At 42.1% G+C, this 20,761-nt stretch carries 8 protein-coding genes, 9 tRNA genes and 7 rRNA genes; 2 read left to right on the top strand and 22 right to left on the bottom strand.

The features are described from left to right. Positions 1-46: 46 nt before the first annotated feature. The 4 genes from ISP08_RS11235 to ISP08_RS11250 are packed head-to-tail and all read right to left on the bottom strand — an operon-like array spanning position 47 to position 4,556. Complete coding sequence (locus ISP08_RS11235) at positions 47-2,509, bottom strand: ATP-dependent Clp protease ATP-binding subunit (protein ID WP_048792349.1); 2,463 nt, start codon at positions 2,507-2,509, stop codon at positions 47-49. A 12-nt stretch (positions 2,510-2,521) separates the two neighbouring features. Next, positions 2,522-3,532, bottom strand: coding sequence for a protein arginine kinase (locus tag ISP08_RS11240; RefSeq protein WP_048792348.1), 1,011 nt, complete (start codon positions 3,530-3,532; stop codon positions 2,522-2,524). Continuing rightward, positions 3,513-4,079 (bottom strand): UvrB/UvrC motif-containing protein, encoded by a 567-nt coding sequence (locus ISP08_RS11245; RefSeq protein WP_048792347.1) that lies wholly within the window; start codon positions 4,077-4,079, stop codon positions 3,513-3,515. The genes ISP08_RS11240 and ISP08_RS11245 overlap by 20 nt, the downstream gene beginning before the upstream one ends. A gap of 15 nt (positions 4,080-4,094) precedes the next feature. Then, complete coding sequence (locus ISP08_RS11250) at positions 4,095-4,556, bottom strand: CtsR family transcriptional regulator (protein WP_195718679.1); 462 nt, start codon at positions 4,554-4,556, stop codon at positions 4,095-4,097. A gap of 157 nt (positions 4,557-4,713) precedes the next feature. Between ISP08_RS11250 and ISP08_RS11255 the strand changes: the two genes are divergently transcribed. Then, entirely contained in the window at positions 4,714-5,928 is a 1,215-nt protein-coding gene (locus ISP08_RS11255) for a NupC/NupG family nucleoside CNT transporter (protein ID WP_048792345.1), read from the top strand. A 58-nt stretch (positions 5,929-5,986) separates the two neighbouring features. On the opposite strand, the gene pdxT is transcribed toward ISP08_RS11255, so the two are convergent. Together pdxT and pdxS are read right to left on the bottom strand one after the other, a co-directional pair. Continuing rightward, positions 5,987-6,562: a pyridoxal 5'-phosphate synthase glutaminase subunit PdxT gene (gene pdxT, locus ISP08_RS11260; protein ID WP_048792344.1), complete on the bottom strand. Its 576-nt coding sequence runs from the start codon at positions 6,560-6,562 to the stop codon at positions 5,987-5,989. Between the two features lies 1 nt (position 6,563). Beyond that, positions 6,564-7,451 (bottom strand): pyridoxal 5'-phosphate synthase lyase subunit PdxS, encoded by an 888-nt coding sequence (pdxS, locus tag ISP08_RS11265; RefSeq protein WP_048792343.1) that lies wholly within the window; start codon positions 7,449-7,451, stop codon positions 6,564-6,566. A gap of 97 nt (positions 7,452-7,548) precedes the next feature. On the opposite strand from pdxS, the gene pdxR reads away from it, so the two are divergent. Next, complete coding sequence (gene pdxR, locus ISP08_RS11270) at positions 7,549-8,925, top strand: MocR-like pyridoxine biosynthesis transcription factor PdxR (RefSeq protein ID WP_195718680.1); 1,377 nt, start codon at positions 7,549-7,551, stop codon at positions 8,923-8,925. A gap of 501 nt (positions 8,926-9,426) precedes the next feature. Here pdxR and rrf (ISP08_RS11275) read toward each other — a convergent pair. From rrf (ISP08_RS11275) to rrf (ISP08_RS11350), 16 genes are all read right to left on the bottom strand, one after another. Next, positions 9,427-9,541: ribosomal RNA gene (rrf, locus tag ISP08_RS11275) — 5S ribosomal RNA — on the bottom strand. Positions 9,542-9,616: 75 nt separating this feature from the next. Beyond that, positions 9,617-12,539, bottom strand: a 23S ribosomal RNA gene (locus ISP08_RS11280). Positions 12,540-12,732: 193 nt separating this feature from the next. Beyond that, positions 12,733-12,809 (bottom strand) — tRNA-Ile (locus ISP08_RS11285). Between the two features lie 111 nt (positions 12,810-12,920). Next, positions 12,921-14,472, bottom strand: a 16S ribosomal RNA gene (locus ISP08_RS11290). A gap of 242 nt (positions 14,473-14,714) precedes the next feature. Continuing rightward, a 5S ribosomal RNA gene (gene rrf, locus ISP08_RS11295) occupies positions 14,715-14,829 on the bottom strand. Positions 14,830-14,904: 75 nt separating this feature from the next. After that, positions 14,905-17,827: ribosomal RNA gene (locus tag ISP08_RS11300) — 23S ribosomal RNA — on the bottom strand. Between the two features lie 275 nt (positions 17,828-18,102). After that, a 16S ribosomal RNA gene (locus tag ISP08_RS11305) occupies positions 18,103-19,654 on the bottom strand. A gap of 144 nt (positions 19,655-19,798) precedes the next feature. Then, positions 19,799-19,874 (bottom strand) — tRNA-Ala (locus ISP08_RS11310). A gap of 16 nt (positions 19,875-19,890) precedes the next feature. Next, positions 19,891-19,964: transfer RNA gene (locus ISP08_RS11315), tRNA-Pro, on the bottom strand. 24 nt (positions 19,965-19,988) lie between these two features. After that, positions 19,989-20,065 (bottom strand) — tRNA-Arg (locus ISP08_RS11320). Positions 20,066-20,081: 16 nt separating this feature from the next. Beyond that, positions 20,082-20,170 (bottom strand) — tRNA-Leu (locus ISP08_RS11325). Positions 20,171-20,181: 11 nt separating this feature from the next. Further along, a tRNA-Gly gene (locus ISP08_RS11330) sits at positions 20,182-20,256 on the bottom strand. 29 nt (positions 20,257-20,285) lie between these two features. Continuing rightward, positions 20,286-20,358 (bottom strand) — tRNA-Lys (locus ISP08_RS11335). A gap of 6 nt (positions 20,359-20,364) precedes the next feature. Then, positions 20,365-20,440: transfer RNA gene (locus ISP08_RS11340), tRNA-Thr, on the bottom strand. Positions 20,441-20,459: 19 nt separating this feature from the next. Next, positions 20,460-20,535: transfer RNA gene (locus tag ISP08_RS11345), tRNA-Val, on the bottom strand. Between the two features lie 12 nt (positions 20,536-20,547). Next, positions 20,548-20,662: ribosomal RNA gene (rrf, locus tag ISP08_RS11350) — 5S ribosomal RNA — on the bottom strand. Together the 16S, 23S and 5S rRNA genes with 9 tRNA genes alongside form the textbook arrangement of a ribosomal RNA operon. Positions 20,663-20,761 lie beyond the last annotated feature (99 nt).

Below are 20,761 nucleotides of genomic sequence, written 5' to 3' on the forward strand. Positions count from 1 at the left end.
TGCCTTAGCCTTAAAATCACAACATCGTATCTACTTTCAATACATATTATGATTCTGTTGTTTCTTTAGTTTTGCTAGCTTTTTTACGCTTTTTAATGTCGTATTTAAATTCTTCACCATCATGGTCAATCACAACATCTTTACCTTCAATTTTGTTACCGTCTAAAATTAATTCACTTAAGTTATCTTCGACAGTTTTTTGAATTGCTCTGATCAATGGTCTTGCACCATATTCAGGGTCATAACCTTCTTCGGCAATTTTACCTTTCGCTTTTTCAGTAACTTCAATATTAATATCTTGTTCTGTTAAGCGTTCAGTTAATTTATTAACCATCATTGTTACGATTTCTTTTAATTCGTCTTGATCTAGTTTGTGGAAGACGATTGTATCATCAACACGGTTCAAGAACTCTGGACGGAATGCATTTTTCAGTTCTTTTAACATTGTCTTGCGAATAGTTTCGTATGCTTGGCCTTCTGCTGCACCACCGAAACCAGCAAAACGTTGATCTTGTAATTCTTGTGCACCGACGTTTGAAGTCATAATGATTACTGTATTTCTGAAGTCTACACGGCGACCTTTTGTATCTGTAAGATGTCCATCATCAAGCACTTGTAACAAGATGTTAAATACATCAGGGTGCGCTTTTTCGATTTCATCAAATAGAATGACTGAGTATGGTTTACGTCTAACTTTTTCAGTTAATTGACCACCGTCATCATGTCCTACGTAGCCTGGAGGGGCTCCGACTAAACGACTCACAGCGTGTTTTTCCATGAATTCACTCATGTCGACACGAATCATCGCATCTTCTTCGCCAAACATTGACTCAGCTAAAGCACGTGCTAATTCTGTTTTACCAACACCAGTTGGTCCTAAGAAGATAAAACTACCAATTGGACGTTTTGGATCTTTTAATCCAGCACGTGCACGTCTGACAGCTTTACTAATTGAATTAACCGCTTCTTTTTGACCAATAACTCTTTCATGAAGAGAATCTTCTAAGTTTAGTAGACGTTGAGATTCTGTTTCATTAATACGAGTTAATGGGATACCAGTCCATCCTGCAATAACTTCTGCGATGTCTTCTTCTGATAAGGATGTGCTTTCACCATTTTGTGTGTTTTTCCAATTATTGTTGGCTTCTTCGTATTGTTTTTCTAGTTTAGTTTGTTTATCTCTTAAGTTAGCTGCATTTTCAAATTCTTGCGCATGTACTGCAGCATCTTTTTCATTTTTAACTTGTTCAATTTGTTGTTCGATTTCTTTTAAGTTTGGTGGTGTAGTGTGACTTTTAAGTCTTACTTTTGAACTAGCTTCATCAATTAAATCAATCGCTTTGTCTGGTAAGAAACGGTCAGAAACATAACGATTACTTAATTTTACTGCTGCTTCTACCGCTTCATCTGAAATGTTGATACGGTGATGTGCTTCATAACGATCACGTAAACCTTTTAATATTTCTACTGTATCTTCAACAGTTGGTTCGTCGACTTGAACGGGTTGGAAACGACGTTCAAGTGCAGCATCTTTTTCAATATTTTTACGGTATTCATCTAATGTTGTCGCACCAATACATTGTAATTCTCCACGTGCTAATGCTGGTTTCAAGATATTAGAAGCATCGATTGCACCTTCTGCACCACCAGCACCTACAAGCGTATGCAATTCGTCGATAAATAGAATAACATTACCAGCTTGATGAATTTCTTCCATCACTTTTTTCAAACGTTCTTCGAATTCGCCTCGATATTTAGTACCAGCGACTACTGTACCCATATCTAATGACATAACACGTTTGTTTTTCAATGTTTCAGGCACTTCACTATTAACGATTGCTTGCGCTAATCCTTCTGCTATCGCTGTTTTACCAACACCAGGTTCACCAATTAATACTGGGTTGTTTTTAGTACGACGGCTAAGCACTTCGATAACACGAGTAATTTCACTATTTCTACCAATTACAGGATCTAATGTACCGTCTTTAGCGATAACTGTTAAATCACGCGCTAAACTATCTAATGTTGGTGTATTATTTGATTTATTTGCTTGTGCATTTTTGTTATTCATTTCAGGACTACCTAATGCTTTAACAACTTGTGCACGCGCTTTTGTAATATTTAAATCTAAATTGGCAAATACACGTGCCGCAACGCCTTCATTTTCACGAATTAAACCTAGTAAGATGTGTTCTGTACCTACAAAATTGTGGTGTAATTTTCTTGCTTCATCCATAGATAATTCGATTACTTTTTTGGCTCTAGGTGTGTAGTGCAATGCACCCATTTGCTCTTGGCCATGACCGATAAGTTTTTCTACTTCTTCGATTACTTTTTCTTCAGTAATATCGAATGACTCTAAAACTTTTGCTGCGATGCCTTCCGGTTCTTTCATTAAACCTAGAAGCAAATGTTCTGTACCGATATTAGAATGATTTAAACGGATTGCTTCTTCTTGTGCATGTGCTAATACGCGCTGCGCACGTTCTGTAAGTCTTCCAAATAACATAAACGAGACCTCCTATTTTATATGCTTTCTCAATATATCTGATCGTTTTTCATTTACTGATTTATCGTCTTCACTATCTAATAAAAACGCAGATTGAATAGCTATCATTAATTCATTAAACTTAAAGTCTTCTAGTTCAATATAACCTAAATCGATACCTAATTTCACTTCACTCAATCTGAAAGATGCTTCTTCCATTGAAATCAGTCTACTATATTTCAAAACGCCTAATGCACGATAAACTCTATCCAACGTTTCAACATGATTATGGCGATTGAGTTGTTCACGAATTTGTAATTCTTCGTTAATAATTTGTTGCACGACTTCTGCTAAGCTATCTATAATTTCTAATTCTGTTTTACCTAAAGTTAATTGATTAGAAATTTGATAAATATGACCATACACTTGTGAACCTTCCCCGTATATACCTCTAATCGTAAATCCAAAACGATTTATCGTTTGAGCAATACGGTTCATTCGTTTCATGATTGATAATCCAGGTAAGTGGAGCATGACACTTGCCCTTAAACCCGTACCAATATTAGTAGGACAAGTAGTTAAATAACCTAAACTTTCATCAAAACTAATATCTAATTCTTGATCTATTTGGTCATCTAGTTCAGAAGCTTTTTCAAATAACGTGTGCAACGATAAATCATTACCCATTGCTTGAATACGCAAATGATCTTCTTCGTTAATCATTAAACTTAATGACTCATCTTCGTTTAACAATACCGCTGCCGCAGGTTGTTTGATTAATTCAGGGCTTATAAGATGTTTCGCAACGAGTTTGTATTTGCTTTGTTGGTCCATTGTATCTAGCCTTTGCAACGTTAACTCGGGAAGCGCATCTTGTACTTCATTAATGACTCTTTCACCTTCTTTTTCTGAAGGATACATCAGTGGGTGTACATGATTATCTAAGTTACGCGCGAGTCTAATTCTTGAGGACATTACTACGGGTTGTTCTTCTTCGTCACGCATCCATTCACTAATATGTGAATTAATTTCCTTTTCGCTCATCACGTGACACCTCGCTATCTGTCTTTAATGCTTTAATTTCATCCCTTACAACTGCGGCTTGTTCAAATTCTTGTTCTTCTATCAAATGATTTAAATAATTTGTTTTTTCTTCAATTTGTTTCTTTAATGCTAATTTTTTATAAGACGAGTGTGGTGTTTTACCGGTATGTTCAAATTGACCACCTTGGACGCGTCTAACTATATCTATAATATCTTCTTTAAATGTGTCATAACAATCAGCACAGCCAAATTTACCTACATGTGCTATATCTCTTAATGTCATTTGGCAAGTCGGACATCGTTTTGCTTCTTTAAAAGTAATTTCATCAAAGTTGATGCCGTGTTTAGAAGCAAGGTGTTGTAAGATTTGTTTAACAACGAACGCGCCTTCGATATCGTCTTGATGACTTTCTACTTGTTTATCTTGAGTCCAAGGGTTACCACCTTGTGCGCACGTCGAACATACCCACTTTTCTTGTATACCGTCTTGGCCTTTAACCGATAATTTTACTTCTGCCTCATTTAAATGGCAATTTTCACATAACACGGTTATCACCTCGCCTTAATAGTAATTAATTATTGGTAGTAAACGTTTTAAAATGTTAGCTCGAATAATGTCTCTAGCTACAATATCCATTTTTAAAGTTTCTCTATCAATGATTGCATTAATCATTTTTGCTTCTCTTTCAGTAATATAGGATTTTTCTAATAAACCATCTATAATATAGTAAGCTTGTTGTTGTGAAATAGAAGGACCAATAATTTGAAGTAAGTGATTAATATAACCAGTTTCATCTTTATTTTCAATTTTAGTGATTCGGATATACCCTCCGCCACCTCTTTTACTTTCTATTTCATAACCATGTTTATTAGTAAAACGTGTTTTAATCACATAGTTTAATTGCGAAGGAACACAGTCGAAACGTTGTGCAACATGGGCACGTTGAATTTCAACAGCGTCTTCATTGGTGTCTTCAAATAACTTTTTAATGTACTGTTCTATGATGTCTGACATATTATGCATGATTATCACCTCTTTTTTGACCTTCTTTGACTATATTATATGACCAACTTTGACCTTTTTCAACCAATATGATTTAAAAATTTTTATTATCTATGTTACTAATATTACTTTTATTGTATTATAGATGGTAAGAAAAAAATAAAGGGATGAGAACATTATGCACATTATCATTGGCTTAATTGGGATTGTAGTATTTTTGGCACTGGCTGTACTATTTAGCTCAGATAGAAAAAATATACGTTGGAAATATGTCGGCTTACTGCTACTTATACAATTAGTTTTTGCATTTATTTTGTTAAAAACAAAATTTGGTATAACTTTTATTGGTGGTATATCTGACGGTTTCAACTATCTATTAGCAAAAGCAGCTGAAGGTGTTAATTTCGTCTTTGGTGGTTTTGAATTTGTAGATCCCAAAAACCCACCATTCTTCTTCAATGTATTATTACCAATCGTCTTTATTTCTGCTCTGATTGGTATCTTACAATATACAAAAATTTTACCTTTAATCATTAATGGTTTAGGATTCTTAATTTCTAAAATAAATGGGATGGGACGTTTAGAATCATATAACGCTGTTGCCGCAGCCATTCTTGGACAATCAGAAGTATTTATTTCTTTGAAAAAAGAATTAGCATACATACCTAAACAACGTTTATATACACTAACCGCTTCTGCAATGTCTACAGTTTCCGCTTCAATTATTGGTGCTTATTTCACATTAATTGAACCAAAATATGTTGTTACAGCAGTAGTATTAAACTTATTTGGCGGTTTCATTATTGCTTCAATTATTAACCCTTATCGTGTTGATGAAAAAGAAGACAAATTAATCGTTCAAGAAAGTGAAACACAAAAACAATCTTTCTTCGAAGTTTTAGGAGAATATATATTAGATGGTTTTAAAGTAGCAGTTATTGTTGGTGCAATGTTAATTGGTTATATTGCCATTATTGCATTGCTCAACGGGGTCGTAAGTGCAATTTTCACTGGCGTATCTGGTGGTCACATTCACTGGGACTTCCAAACTTTAATTGGTTTTGTCTTTGCACCATTTGCATTTTTAGCTGGTGTACCATGGAGCGATGCAGTTCAATCTGGTTCAGTTATGGCGACTAAACTGTTATCAAATGAGTTCGTTGCAATGCAAAGTTTAGGGAAAGCAACTGGCATGAGCGAACACGCTAAAGGTATCGTATCAGTATTCGTAGTTTCATTTGCAAACTTCAGCTCTATCGGTATCATTTCTGGTGCTATAAAATCATTAAATAACGAAAAAGGTGACATGGTTGCTCGTTTTGGACTCAAACTACTTTTCGGTGCAACACTTGTATCATTTATCTCAGCAGCAATTGCTGGATTCTTCATTTAATTAATAAAAAGAGTGATCGTAATGGATTGATTCCACTATGACCACTCTTTTTTAGTTATTAAACTTTTTCAGTTATCGCTGGACGCACAATATTTTCAATAAAATAATGCGTTACCCTATAGTCATCCGTTAACTCTGGATGGAAAGAAACACCTAAATATTTTCCTTCTTGAACAGCTACAATTTTGTCGCCTACTTGACTTAATACATCGACATTATCGCGAACACTTTCAATATGTGGTGCTCTTATAAATACACCCTCAATATCTTCTGCTATACCTTTAATGTCTAACTCGGATTCAAAACTGTCTACTTGTCTTCCAAAAGAATTACGTTGTACAGTAATATCTAATTTGTTTAAATAACCTTCTTCTCCGACGATATCTTTTGCCAACACAATTAAACCTGCGCATGTACCAAACATTGGTAAGCTAGATTGTTGTAGCGCATCTTTAAATCCGTATAAATTCATTAAACGACGTAATGTAGTTGATTCACCACCTGGTAATATGAGTCCATCAATATCTTCAAGTTGCTCAACACGCTTAATAGCTACACCTTCATGTCCGCTTAATTCAATGTGACGAATATGTTCTCTAACTGCACCTTGAAGCGCTAATACGCCTATTTTCATATTACCAACCACGCTCTTGCATACGTTCTTCTAAAGAAAGTTGATTCACATCTAAACCTTTCATAGCAGTACCTAATTCTTTAGATAGACGACCGATTAATTCATAATCTTGATAATGTGTTGTAGCTTGTACGATTGCCTTGGCGAATTTTTCAGGGTCTTCTGATTTAAAGATACCTGAACCAACAAATACACCATCTGCTCCTAATTCCATCATTAATGCAGCATCTTGAGGCGTTGCTACACCACCTGCAGCAAAGTTAACTACTGGTAAACGACCATTATCTTTAATTGATTTTAACACTTCATATGGTGCACCAATATTTTTAGCCTCTGTCATAATTTCATCATCATTCATTACAGTTAAACGGCTTACTTCTGAATTTACTTGGCGAATATGTCTAACAGCTTCAACGATATTACCTGTACCTGGTTCACCTTTTGTTCTTAACATTGCAGAACCTTCACCAATACGACGTGCTGCTTCGCCTAAATTTCTACAACCACAAACGAATGGGACTGTGAATTGATCTTTTAATAAGTGATATTCTTCGTCAGCAGGAGTTAAAACTTCTGACTCATCTATATAATCTACACCCATTGATTCTAATACACGTGCTTCTGTAATATGACCGATACGTGCTTTTGCCATTACGGGTATTGAAACTGCATTCATTACTTCTTCAACAATTTTAGGATTAGCCATTCTTGCTACGCCACCAGCTGCTCTTATATCAGATGGAACACGTTCCAATGCCATTACTGCAACGGCACCTGCTTCCTCAGCAATTTTCGCTTGTTCTGCATTAACAACGTCCATAATAACGCCGCCTTTTTGCATTTCAGCCATTCCTCTTTTTACTCTTTCTGATCCGGTAATTTTAGACATTTACACTTACCCCTTTACTTAGTTGATTAAATTCATTTTAAAAGATAAACTGGTATTTAAAAAGGTACAATTTCAAATAAAATTAAGGGGTCAGTTCATGAGTAAACAAAGTCTATATATTAATTTATACGAATCACTGAAGCAACAAATCATTGAAGGCCAGTATGATGCTAATGATAAATTCCCTTCTAAAAGAGCCTTGGGTGAACACCTTTCGGTCAGTAATACAACAATAGAACATGCCTACCAATTATTATTAGATGAAGGTTTTATTTATTCTAAACCACGTTCTGGCTATTTTGTCTCAGATATAGAATCACTACCGGTTATTTATAAAAATCAACAACAGCAACCTAATGAAATTAATAAAAACACTAGCGCAAGCAAAACTGATATTCCTTATAAGTATGCATTCAATATGTCTGAAATAGACCCTGAATATTTTCCAATGCAACAATTTAGAAAGTATGCACGTGATGTTTTTGAAGATAATGAAATCAACTTATTGCAGCATAGAAGTTTAGAAGGATTATGGGAATTAAGACAACAAATCGCTCATTATCTTTTTAATAGTAGAGGTGTAAGTAGTCATCCAGACCAAATTATTATTGGCAGTTCTACGGAGCAACTTATTAATTTAGTAACTGATATTTTAGAAAAGGCTTCATTCATAATTGAACATCCTAGTTATCCACCAATTAAGCAAGTACTCGATAAAAAGCAAATAAACTATATCCAAGTGCCAGTAACACAAACAGGCATCGACATTGATACCTTTAAAAATAGTAATAACAATATTGCCTATGTCACACCTTCTCATCAATTTCCAACAGGTTATGTGATGAACTTGAAAAAAAGAACCCAACTTATACATTGGGCCCAGTTAGATGATAATCGTTATATTATTGAAGATGATTATGATTCTGAATTTAGATATTTTGGGAAACCTTTACCTGCTTTACAAAGTTTAGATACAAAAGACAAAGTTATTTATATCAGTACTTTTTCAAAGTCTCTATATCCTAGTTGTCGTGTTGCTTACGTCGTTTTACCTAAAAAATTACTAGAACATTATCATCAATTATCACACAAAGAAGGTAATACGGTTCCAGTTCATATGCAAAAACTAGTCTCTAATTTCATGCAATCCGGCAGCTTCGAAAGACATTTAAATAAAATGAGAACTGTCTACAATAATAAGCTGAGTTATATATTAGACCGCTTAAAGCCCTACAATGATCAATTACAAATAGAAGGCACATTAACTGGCATGCACTTCACATTAACTGTAACGAATGGCCTTACGTTAGAAGAATGCTTGACACAAGCCGAAGAAAATTCATTAAAAATTGTACCACTTGCCAAATATAACATTGAAGAAACTGCACCAAAATTTATCATTGGTTTCGGTGGCATACCACAATCTGAACTCCAAGCGCATACCGATATATTAATTCAATCACTAACAAAGTAAAGTATCACTTCTTGATACAATCAAGTTAGTGATACTTATGCAGTTGCATCAGCAACTGTATTTCTTTGTGATTTTCAATAGACCTTGCGGTCTTGAAGTGATTTAAAAGAAACTGTTATATGAAGTAAATGAATGCGTACTCTTTGATTTTAATGTGGCTTACACAGGTGTTGTTCACCTGTGTTCCTCTATTAGCAGGATGTAAATCTGCTACCATCGGCGCTAAGGAGCTTTTTTGGCTTGAGGCAAACGCTCGCATCTTTCCTCACTTGCACCCGTCGCTAACTTGCTTACCTGCTCGTAAGCGCGTAGCGCGACGACTTGAGTTCGTCAGCTTCAAACGTTTTCTCTGCGCCAAAGGTTTTTAATGCTTTATTTTCAATCTATAAAAACAGACCTTGCGGTCTTAAAGTGTTTTAAACACCATTTAAAAAGTTAAGCTCCTTTTTCAGGCATAAAAAAAAGAGACCCTTGGGTCTCGGCTCATCGCATCCTATTACTGCCTGGCAACGTCCTACTCTAGCAGAATGTAAATTCAACTACCATCGGCGCTAAGGAGCTTAACTTCTGTGTTCGGCATGGGAACAGGTGTGACCTCCTTGCCATTGTCACCAGACAATGATGTATAAAAGTTATACATTCAAAACTAGATAGTAAGTAAATATCATTTTACCAATCAAAACATTTAAAATTGATTAAGTCTTCGATCGATTAGTATTCGTCAGCTCCACATGTCGCCATGCTTCCACCTCGAACCTATTAACCTCATCATCTTTGAGGGATCTTATAACCGAAGTTGGGAAATCTCATCTTGAGGGGGGCTTCATGCTTAGATGCTTTCAGCACTTATCCCGTCCATACATAGCTACCCAGCGATGCCGTTGGCACGACAACTGGTACACCAGAGGTATGTCCATCCCGGTCCTCTCGTACTAAGGACAGCTCCTCTCAAATTTCCTACGCCCACGACGGATAGGGACCGAACTGTCTCACGACGTTCTGAACCCAGCTCGCGTACCGCTTTAATGGGCGAACAGCCCAACCCTTGGGACCGACTACAGCCCCAGGATGCGATGAGCCGACATCGAGGTGCCAAACCTCCCCGTCGATGTGAACTCTTGGGGGAGATAAGCCTGTTATCCCCGGGGTAGCTTTTATCCGTTGAGCGATGGCCCTTCCATGCGGAACCACCGGATCACTAAGTCCGTCTTTCGACCCTGCTCGACTTGTAAGTCTCGCAGTCAAGCTCCCTTATGCCTTTACACTCTGTGAATGATTTCCAACCATTCTGAGGGAACCTTTGAGCGCCTCCGTTACTCTTTAGGAGGCGACCGCCCCAGTCAAACTGCCCATCTGACACTGTCTCCCACCATGATTAATGGTGCGGGTTAGAAATCCAACACAGCGAGGGTAGTATCCCACCAACGCCTCCACGTAAACTAGCGTTCACGCTTCTAAGGCTCCTACCTATCCTGTACAAACTGTGCCGAATTTCAATATCAGACTGCAGTAAAGCTCCACGGGGTCTTTCCGTCCTGTCGCGGGTAACCTGCATCTTCACAGGTACTATGATTTCACCGAGTCTCTCGTTGAGACAGTGCCCAAATCGTTACGCCTTTCGTGCGGGTCGGAACTTACCCGACAAGGAATTTCGCTACCTTAGGACCGTTATAGTTACGGCCGCCGTTTACTGGGGCTTCGATTCGTAGCTTCGCAGAAGCTAACCACTCCTCTTAACCTTCCAGCACCGGGCAGGCGTCAGCCCCTATACATCACCTTACGGTTTAGCAGAGACCTGTGTTTTTGATAAACAGTCGCTTGGGCCTATTCACTGCGGCTCTCCCGGGCGTTAACCCTAGAGAGCACCCCTTCTCCCGAAGTTACGGGGTCATTTTGCCGAGTTCCTTAACGAGAGTTCGCTCGCTCACCTTAGAATTCTCATCTTGACTACCTGTGTCGGTTTGCGGTACGGGCACCTAATATTCTAGCTAGAGGCTTTTCTTGGCAGTGTGAAATCAACGACTCGAGGAAACAATTTCCTCTCCCCATCACAGCTTGACCTTATGAGTGCCGGATTTGCCTAACACTCAGTCTTACTGCTTGGACGTGCACTCCAACAGCACGCTTCGCCTATCCTACTGCGTCCCCCCATCGCTTAAAACGAATTTAGGTGGTACAGGAATATCAACCTGTTATCCATCGCCTACGCCTATCGGCCTCAGCTTAGGTCCCGACTAACCCAGAGCGGACGAGCCTTCCTCTGGAAACCTTAGTCAATCGGTGGACGGGATTCTCACCCGTCTTTCGCTACTCACACCGGCATTCTCACTTCTAAGCGCTCCACATGTCCTTGCGATCATGCTTCAACGCCCTTAGAACGCTCTCCTACCATTGTCCTACGGACAATCCACAGCTTCGGTAATATGTTTAGCCCCGGTACATTTTCGGCGCAGTGTCACTCGACTAGTGAGCTATTACGCACTCTTTAAATGATGGCTGCTTCTAAGCCAACATCCTAGTTGTCTGGGCAACGCCACATCCTTTTCCACTTAACATATATTTTGGGACCTTAGCTGGTGGTCTGGGCTGTTTCCCTTTCGAACACGGACCTTATCACCCATGTTCTGACTCCCAAGTTAAATTGATTGGCATTCGGAGTTTGTCTGAATTCGGTAACCCGAGAAGGGCCCCTCGTCCAAACAGTGCTCTACCTCCAATAATCATCACTTGAGGCTAGCCCTAAAGCTATTTCGGAGAGAACCAGCTATCTCCAGGTTCGATTGGAATTTCTCCGCTACCCACAACTCATCCGCTCACTTTTCAACGTAAGTCGGTTCGGTCCTCCATTCAGTGTTACCTGAACTTCAACCTGGTCATGGGTAGATCACCTGGTTTCGGGTCTACGACCAAATACTCAACGCCCTATTCAGACTCGCTTTCGCTACGGCTCCACATTTCCTGCTTAACCTTGCATCAAATCGTAACTCGCCGGTTCATTCTACAAAAGGCACGCCATCACCCATTAACGGGCTCTGACTACTTGTAAGCACACGGTTTCAAGTTCTCTTTCACTCCCCTTCCGGGGTACTTTTCACCTTTCCCTCACGGTACTGGTTCACTATCGGTCACTAGAGAGTATTTAGCCTTGGGAGATGGTCCTCCCAGATTCCGACGGAATTTCACGTGCTCCGTCGTACTCAGGATCCACTCAAGAGGGTTATCGTTTTCGACTACAGGATTATTACCTTCTTTGATGTATCTTTCCAGATACTTCGTCTAACAATAACTTTTGTAACTCCGTATAGAGTGTCCTACAACCCCAACAAGCAAGCTTGTTGGTTTGGGCTGTTCCCGTTTCGCTCGCCGCTACTCAGGGAATCGATTTTTCTTTCTCTTCCTCCGGGTACTAAGATGTTTCAGTTCTCCGGGTATGCCTTCAAACATGCTATGTATTCACATGTTGATAACACGACATGACTCGTGCTGGGTTTCCCCATTCGGAAATCTCTGGATCAACGCTTACTTACAGCTCCCCAAAGCATATCGTCGTTAGTAACGTCCTTCTTCGGCTTCTAGTGCCAAGGCATCCACCGTGCGCCCTTAATAACTTAATCTTTTTGTTTTTAAGTCAAACATAACGTCTAACTCAAAACCCAAAATGTTATTAATCTGTGAGTGTTCTTTCGAACACTAGCGATTATTTTAGTTTGAATTCAAGCTTTTTAAAACTCTAATTCACTCGGTTTTGCTTGGTAAAATCTATATTTTACTTACTTATCTAGTTTTCAATGTACAATTTAAAATAAATGGTGGGCCTAAGTGGACTCGAACCACCGACCTCACGCTTATCAGGCGTGCGCTCTAACCAGCTGAGCTATAGGCCCATTTCTTAAGTTTAAATAATAAAATGCTCAAATGAGCATTCAAAACTGAATACAATATGTCTACGTTATTCCGTTTCATCTTCGTAGAAGATGTTCCGAATATATCCTTAGAAAGGAGGTGATCCAGCCGCACCTTCCGATACGGCTACCTTGTTACGACTTCACCCCAATCATTTGTCCCACCTTCGACGGCTAGCTCCATAATGGTTACTCCACCGGCTTCGGGTGTTACAAACTCTCGTGGTGTGACGGGCGGTGTGTACAAGACCCGGGAACGTATTCACCGTAGCATGCTGATCTACGATTACTAGCGATTCCAGCTTCATGTAGTCGAGTTGCAGACTACAATCCGAACTGAGAACAACTTTATGGGATTTGCATGACCTCGCGGTTTAGCTGCCCTTTGTATTGTCCATTGTAGCACGTGTGTAGCCCAAATCATAAGGGGCATGATGATTTGACGTCATCCCCACCTTCCTCCGGTTTGTCACCGGCAGTCAACTTAGAGTGCCCAACTTAATGATGGCAACTAAGCTTAAGGGTTGCGCTCGTTGCGGGACTTAACCCAACATCTCACGACACGAGCTGACGACAACCATGCACCACCTGTCACTTTGTCCCCCGAAGGGGAAAACTCTGTCTCCAGAGTGGTCAAAGGATGTCAAGATTTGGTAAGGTTCTTCGCGTTGCTTCGAATTAAACCACATGCTCCACCGCTTGTGCGGGTCCCCGTCAATTCCTTTGAGTTTCAACCTTGCGGTCGTACTCCCCAGGCGGAGTGCTTAATGCGTTAGCTGCAGCACTAAGGGGCGGAAACCCCCTAACACTTAGCACTCATCGTTTACGGCGTGGACTACCAGGGTATCTAATCCTGTTTGATCCCCACGCTTTCGCACATCAGCGTCAGTTACAGACCAGAAAGTCGCCTTCGCCACTGGTGTTCCTCCATATCTCTGCGCATTTCACCGCTACACATGGAATTCCACTTTCCTCTTCTGCACTCAAGTCTCCCAGTTTCCAATGACCCTCCACGGTTGAGCCGTGGGCTTTCACATCAGACTTAAGAAACCGCCTACGCGCGCTTTACGCCCAATAATTCCGGATAACGCTTGCCACCTACGTATTACCGCGGCTGCTGGCACGTAGTTAGCCGTGGCTTTCTGATTAGGTACCGTCAAGGTGCGCACAGTTACTTACGCACTTGTTCTTCCCTAATAACAGAGCTTTACGATCCGAAGACCTTCATCACTCACGCGGCGTTGCTCCGTCAGGCTTTCGCCCATTGCGGAAGATTCCCTACTGCTGCCTCCCGTAGGAGTCTGGACCGTGTCTCAGTTCCAGTGTGGCCGATCACCCTCTCAGGTCGGCTACGTATCGTTGCCTTGGTAAGCCGTTACCTTACCAACTAGCTAATACGGCGCGGGTCCATCTATAAGTGATAGCAAGGCCATCTTTCACTGTAGAACCATGCGGTTCTACATGTTATCCGGCATTAGCTTCGGTTTCCCGAAGTTATTCCAGTCTTATAGGTAGGTTACCCACGTGTTACTCACCCGTCCGCCGCTAACGTCAAAGGAGCAAGCTCCTTATCTGTTCGCTCGACTTGCATGTATTAGGCACGCCGCCAGCGTTCATCCTGAGCCAGGATCAAACTCTCCATAAAAAATTATGATGTTTGATTAGCTCATAAAATACTAATTGTGTGTTATCTCTAACACGTTTAAACCAACGATTGTATCGTTGCGTTTGGAATTAACGTTGACATATTGCAATTCAGTTTTCAATGTTCATTTATTTAATCAACAAGAATTAATTATACAGACATTGACTTTCAAAGTCAATAACTTTTTTCTTTTTGATGAAACTTCCATAAAAAAATGACCTTACGGTCTTAAAGATGGAATTGCCTGGCAACGTCCTACTCTAGCAGAATGTAAATTCAACTACCATCGGCGCTAAGGAGCTTAACTTCTGTGTTCGGCATGGGAACAGGTGTGACCTCCTTGCCATTGTCACCAGACAATGATGTATAAAAGTTATACATTCAAAACTAGATAGTAAGTAAATATCATTTTACCAATCAAAACATTTAAAATTGATTAAGTCTTCGATCGATTAGTATTCGTCAGCTCCACATGTCGCCATGCTTCCACCTCGAACCTATTAACCTCATCATCTTTGAGGGATCTTATAACCGAAGTTGGGAAATCTCATCTTGAGGGGGGCTTCATGCTTAGATGCTTTCAGCACTTATCCCGTCCATACATAGCTACCCAGCGATGCCGTTGGCACGACAACTGGTACACCAGAGGTATGTCCATCCCGGTCCTCTCGTACTAAGGACAGCTCCTCTCAAATTTCCTACGCCCACGACGGATAGGGACCGAACTGTCTCACGACGTTCTGAACCCAGCTCGCGTACCGCTTTAATGGGCGAACAGCCCAACCCTTGGGACCGACTACAGCCCCAGGATGCGATGAGCCGACATCGAGGTGCCAAACCTCCCCGTCGATGTGAACTCTTGGGGGAGATAAGCCTGTTATCCCCGGGGTAGCTTTTATCCGTTGAGCGATGGCCCTTCCATGCGGAACCACCGGATCACTAAGTCCGTCTTTCGACCCTGCTCGACTTGTAAGTCTCGCAGTCAAGCTCCCTTATGCCTTTACACTCTGTGAATGATTTCCAACCATTCTGAGGGAACCTTTGAGCGCCTCCGTTACTCTTTAGGAGGCGACCGCCCCAGTCAAACTGCCCATCTGACACTGTCTCCCACCATGATTAATGGTGCGGGTTAGAAATCCAACACAGCGAGGGTAGTATCCCACCAACGCCTCCACGTAAACTAGCGTTCACGCTTCTAAGGCTCCTACCTATCCTGTACAAACTGTGCCGAATTTCAATATCAGACTGCAGTAAAGCTCCACGGGGTCTTTCCGTCCTGTCGCGGGTAACCTGCATCTTCACAGGTACTATGATTTCACCGAGTCTCTCGTTGAGACAGTGCCCAAATCGTTACGCCTTTCGTGCGGGTCGGAACTTACCCGACAAGGAATTTCGCTACCTTAGGACCGTTATAGTTACGGCCGCCGTTTACTGGGGCTTCGATTCGTAGCTTCGCAGAAGCTAACCACTCCTCTTAACCTTCCAGCACCGGGCAGGCGTCAGCCCCTATACATCACCTTACGGTTTAGCAGAGACCTGTGTTTTTGATAAACAGTCGCTTGGGCCTATTCACTGCGGCTCTCCCGGGCGTTAACCCTAGAGAGCACCCCTTCTCCCGAAGTTACGGGGTCATTTTGCCGAGTTCCTTAACGAGAGTTCGCTCGCTCACCTTAGAATTCTCATCTTGACTACCTGTGTCGGTTTGCGGTACGGGCACCTAATATTCTAGCTAGAGGCTTTTCTTGGCAGTGTGAAATCAACGACTCGAGGAAACAATTTCCTCTCCCCATCACAGCTTGACCTTATGAGTGCCGGATTTGCCTAACACTCAGTCTTACTGCTTGGACGTGCACTCCAACAGCACGCTTCGCCTATCCTACTGCGTCCCCCCATCGCTTAAAACGAATTTAGGTGGTACAGGAATATCAACCTGTTATCCATCGCCTACGCCTATCGGCCTCAGCTTAGGTCCCGACTAACCCAGAGCGGACGAGCCTTCCTCTGGAAACCTTAGTCAATCGGTGGACGGGATTCTCACCCGTCTTTCGCTACTCACACCGGCATTCTCACTTCTAAGCGCTCCACATGTCCTTGCGATCATGCTTCAACGCCCTTAGAACGCTCTCCTACCATTGTCCTACGGACAATCCACAGCTTCGGTAATATGTTTAGCCCCGGTACATTTTCGGCGCAGTGTCACTCGACTAGTGAGCTATTACGCACTCTTTAAATGATGGCTGCTTCTAAGCCAACATCCTAGTTGTCTGGGCAACGCCACATCCTTTTCCACTTAACATATATTTTGGGACCTTAGCTGGTGGTCTGGGCTGTTTCCCTTTCGAACACGGACCTTATCACCCATGTTCTGACTCCCAAGTTAAATTGATTGGCATTCGGAGTTTGTCTGAATTCGGTAACCCGAGAAGGGCCCCTCGTCCAAACAGTGCTCTACCTCCAATAATCATCACTTGAGGCTAGCCCTAAAGCTATTTCGGAGAGAACCAGCTATCTCCAGGTTCGATTGGAATTTCTCCGCTACCCACAACTCATCCGCTCACTTTTCAACGTAAGTCGGTTCGGTCCTCCATTCAGTGTTACCTGAACTTCAACCTGGTCATGGGTAGATCACCTGGTTTCGGGTCTACGACCAAATACTCAACGCCCTATTCAGACTCGCTTTCGCTACGGCTCCACATTTCCTGCTTAACCTTGCATCAAATCGTAACTCGCCGGTTCATTCTACAAAAGGCACGCCATCACCCATTAACGGGCTCTGACTACTTGTAAGCACACGGTTTCAAGTTCTCTTTCACTCCCCTTCCGGGGTACTTTTCACCTTTCCCTCACGGTACTGGTTCACTATCGGTCACTAGAGAGTATTTAGCCTTGGGAGATGGTCCTCCCAGATTCCGACGGAATTTCACGTGCTCCGTCGTACTCAGGATCCACTCAAGAGGGTTATCGTTTTCGACTACAGGATTATTACCTTCTTTGATGTATCTTTCCAGATACTTCGTCTAACAATAACTTTTGTAACTCCGTATAGAGTGTCCTACAACCCCAACAAGCAAGCTTGTTGGTTTGGGCTGTTCCCGTTTCGCTCGCCGCTACTCAGGGAATCGATTTTTCTTTCTCTTCCTCCGGGTACTAAGATGTTTCAGTTCTCCGGGTATGCCTTCAAACATGCTATGTATTCACATGTTGATAACACGACATGACTCGTGCTGGGTTTCCCCATTCGGAAATCTCTGGATCAACGCTTACTTACAGCTCCCCAAAGCATATCGTCGTTAGTAACGTCCTTCTTCGGCTTCTAGTGCCAAGGCATCCACCGTGCGCCCTTAATAACTTAATCTTTTTGTTTTTAAGTCAAACATAACGTCTAACTCAAAACCCAAAATGTTATTAATCTGTGAGTGTTCTTTCGAACACTAGCGATTATTTTAGTTTGAATTCAAGCTTTTTAAAACTCTAATTCACTCGGTTTTGCTTGGTAAAATCTATATTTTACTTACTTATCTAGTTTTCAATGTACAATCTTTGAATACTCTATGAGCATTCAAAACTGAATACAATATGTCTACGTTATTCCTTTCATCTTCGTAGAAGATGTTCCGAATATATCCTTAGAAAGGAGGTGATCCAGCCGCACCTTCCGATACGGCTACCTTGTTACGACTTCACCCCAATCATTTGTCCCACCTTCGACGGCTAGCTCCATAATGGTTACTCCACCGGCTTCGGGTGTTACAAACTCTCGTGGTGTGACGGGCGGTGTGTACAAGACCCGGGAACGTATTCACCGTAGCATGCTGATCTACGATTACTAGCGATTCCAGCTTCATGTAGTCGAGTTGCAGACTACAATCCGAACTGAGAACAACTTTATGGGATTTGCATGACCTCGCGGTTTAGCTGCCCTTTGTATTGTCCATTGTAGCACGTGTGTAGCCCAAATCATAAGGGGCATGATGATTTGACGTCATCCCCACCTTCCTCCGGTTTGTCACCGGCAGTCAACTTAGAGTGCCCAACTTAATGATGGCAACTAAGCTTAAGGGTTGCGCTCGTTGCGGGACTTAACCCAACATCTCACGACACGAGCTGACGACAACCATGCACCACCTGTCACTTTGTCCCCCGAAGGGGAAAACTCTGTCTCCAGAGTGGTCAAAGGATGTCAAGATTTGGTAAGGTTCTTCGCGTTGCTTCGAATTAAACCACATGCTCCACCGCTTGTGCGGGTCCCCGTCAATTCCTTTGAGTTTCAACCTTGCGGTCGTACTCCCCAGGCGGAGTGCTTAATGCGTTAGCTGCAGCACTAAGGGGCGGAAACCCCCTAACACTTAGCACTCATCGTTTACGGCGTGGACTACCAGGGTATCTAATCCTGTTTGATCCCCACGCTTTCGCACATCAGCGTCAGTTACAGACCAGAAAGTCGCCTTCGCCACTGGTGTTCCTCCATATCTCTGCGCATTTCACCGCTACACATGGAATTCCACTTTCCTCTTCTGCACTCAAGTCTCCCAGTTTCCAATGACCCTCCACGGTTGAGCCGTGGGCTTTCACATCAGACTTAAGAAACCGCCTACGCGCGCTTTACGCCCAATAATTCCGGATAACGCTTGCCACCTACGTATTACCGCGGCTGCTGGCACGTAGTTAGCCGTGGCTTTCTGATTAGGTACCGTCAAGGTGCGCACAGTTACTTACGCACTTGTTCTTCCCTAATAACAGAGCTTTACGATCCGAAGACCTTCATCACTCACGCGGCGTTGCTCCGTCAGGCTTTCGCCCATTGCGGAAGATTCCCTACTGCTGCCTCCCGTAGGAGTCTGGACCGTGTCTCAGTTCCAGTGTGGCCGATCACCCTCTCAGGTCGGCTACGTATCGTTGCCTTGGTAAGCCGTTACCTTACCAACTAGCTAATACGGCGCGGGTCCATCTATAAGTGATAGCAAGGCCATCTTTCACTGTAGAACCATGCGGTTCTACATGTTATCCGGCATTAGCTTCGGTTTCCCGAAGTTATTCCAGTCTTATAGGTAGGTTACCCACGTGTTACTCACCCGTCCGCCGCTAACGTCAAAGGAGCAAGCTCCTTATCTGTTCGCTCGACTTGCATGTATTAGGCACGCCGCCAGCGTTCATCCTGAGCCAGGATCAAACTCTCCATAAAAAATTATGATGTTTGATTAGCTCATAAAATACTAATTGTGTGTTATCTCTAACACGTTTAAACCAACGATTATATCGTTGCGTTTGGAATTAACGTTGACATATTGCAATTCAGTTTTCAATGTTCATTTGTTTAATCAAATAATGGTGGAGACTAGCGGGATCGAACCGCTGACCTCCTGCGTGCAAAGCAGGCGCTCTCCCATCTGAGCTAAGCCCCCATTAAGTAAACAAGAGTCGGGAAGACAGGATTCGAACCTGCGACCCCTTGGTCCCAAACCAAGTGCTCTACCAAGCTGAGCTACTTCCCGTATTTATTTAAAATTCTTATAAAATGGCGCGCCCGATAGGAGTCGAACCCATAACCTCTTGATCCGTAGTCAAACGCTCTATCCAGTTGAGCTACGGGCGCATATTTATAAATAAGATGGTGCCGAGGACCGGAATCGAACCGGTACGGTAATTACTTACCGCAGGATTTTAAGTCCTGTGCGTCTGCCAGTTCCGCCACCCCGGCACAAAAAATAATGGAGCAGAAGACGGGATTCGAACCCGCGACCCCAACCTTGGCAAGGTTGTATTCTACCGCTGAACTACTTCTGCATATCCAAAAATAAAAATTTAAATCTGGATGAGCCATAGAGGATTCGAACCTCTGACCCTCTGATTAAAAGTCAGATGCTCTACCAACTGAGCTAATGGCTCATGAGATGGTGCCGGCCAGAGGACTTGAACCCCCAACCTACTGATTACAAGTCAGTTGCTCTACCAGTTGAGCTAGGCCGGCACAATATCTAATTGAGAAATGGTGGAGAATGACGGGTTCGAACCGCCGACCCTCTGCTTGTAAGGCAGATGCTCTCCCAGCTGAGCTAATTCTCCGATTTGTTCATTGCCTGGCAACGTCCTACTCTAGCGGGATGTAAATCCGACTACCATCGGCGCTAAGGAGCTTAACTTCTGTGTTCGGCATGGGAACAGGTGTGACCTCCTTGCCATTGTCACCAGACAAATTAACTTACTTTATTAATAATACACGCTTTAACCATTGATTTCAATAGTTAATTTTACACTTTTTTTACAATCGAAATAACTTCTTAATATGTAT

It is taken from the genome of Staphylococcus lloydii, from assembly GCF_015775975.1.
In the GTDB taxonomy this organism is placed as follows: Bacteria; Bacillota; Bacilli; order Staphylococcales; family Staphylococcaceae; genus Staphylococcus; species Staphylococcus lloydii.

What these genes read in the sequence shown, in the direction of transcription:
- ISP08_RS11235 (WP_048792349.1), bottom strand. Translation starts at nt 2,509, where the DNA reads ATGTTATTTGGAAGACTTACAGAACGTGCGCAGCGCGTATTAGCACAT.
- ISP08_RS11240 (WP_048792348.1), bottom strand. Translation starts at nt 3,532, where the DNA reads ATGAGCGAAAAGGAAATTAATTCACATATTAGTGAATGGATGCGTGAC.
- ISP08_RS11250 (WP_195718679.1), bottom strand. Translation starts at nt 4,556, where the DNA reads ATGCATAATATGTCAGACATCATAGAACAGTACATTAAAAAGTTATTT.
- ISP08_RS11255 (WP_048792345.1), top strand. Translation starts at nt 4,714, where the DNA reads ATGCACATTATCATTGGCTTAATTGGGATTGTAGTATTTTTGGCACTG.
- pdxT (WP_048792344.1), bottom strand. Translation starts at nt 6,562, where the DNA reads ATGAAAATAGGCGTATTAGCGCTTCAAGGTGCAGTTAGAGAACATATT.
- pdxS (WP_048792343.1), bottom strand. Translation starts at nt 7,451, where the DNA reads ATGTCTAAAATTACCGGATCAGAAAGAGTAAAAAGAGGAATGGCTGAA.
- pdxR (WP_195718680.1), top strand. Translation starts at nt 7,549, where the DNA reads ATGAGTAAACAAAGTCTATATATTAATTTATACGAATCACTGAAGCAA.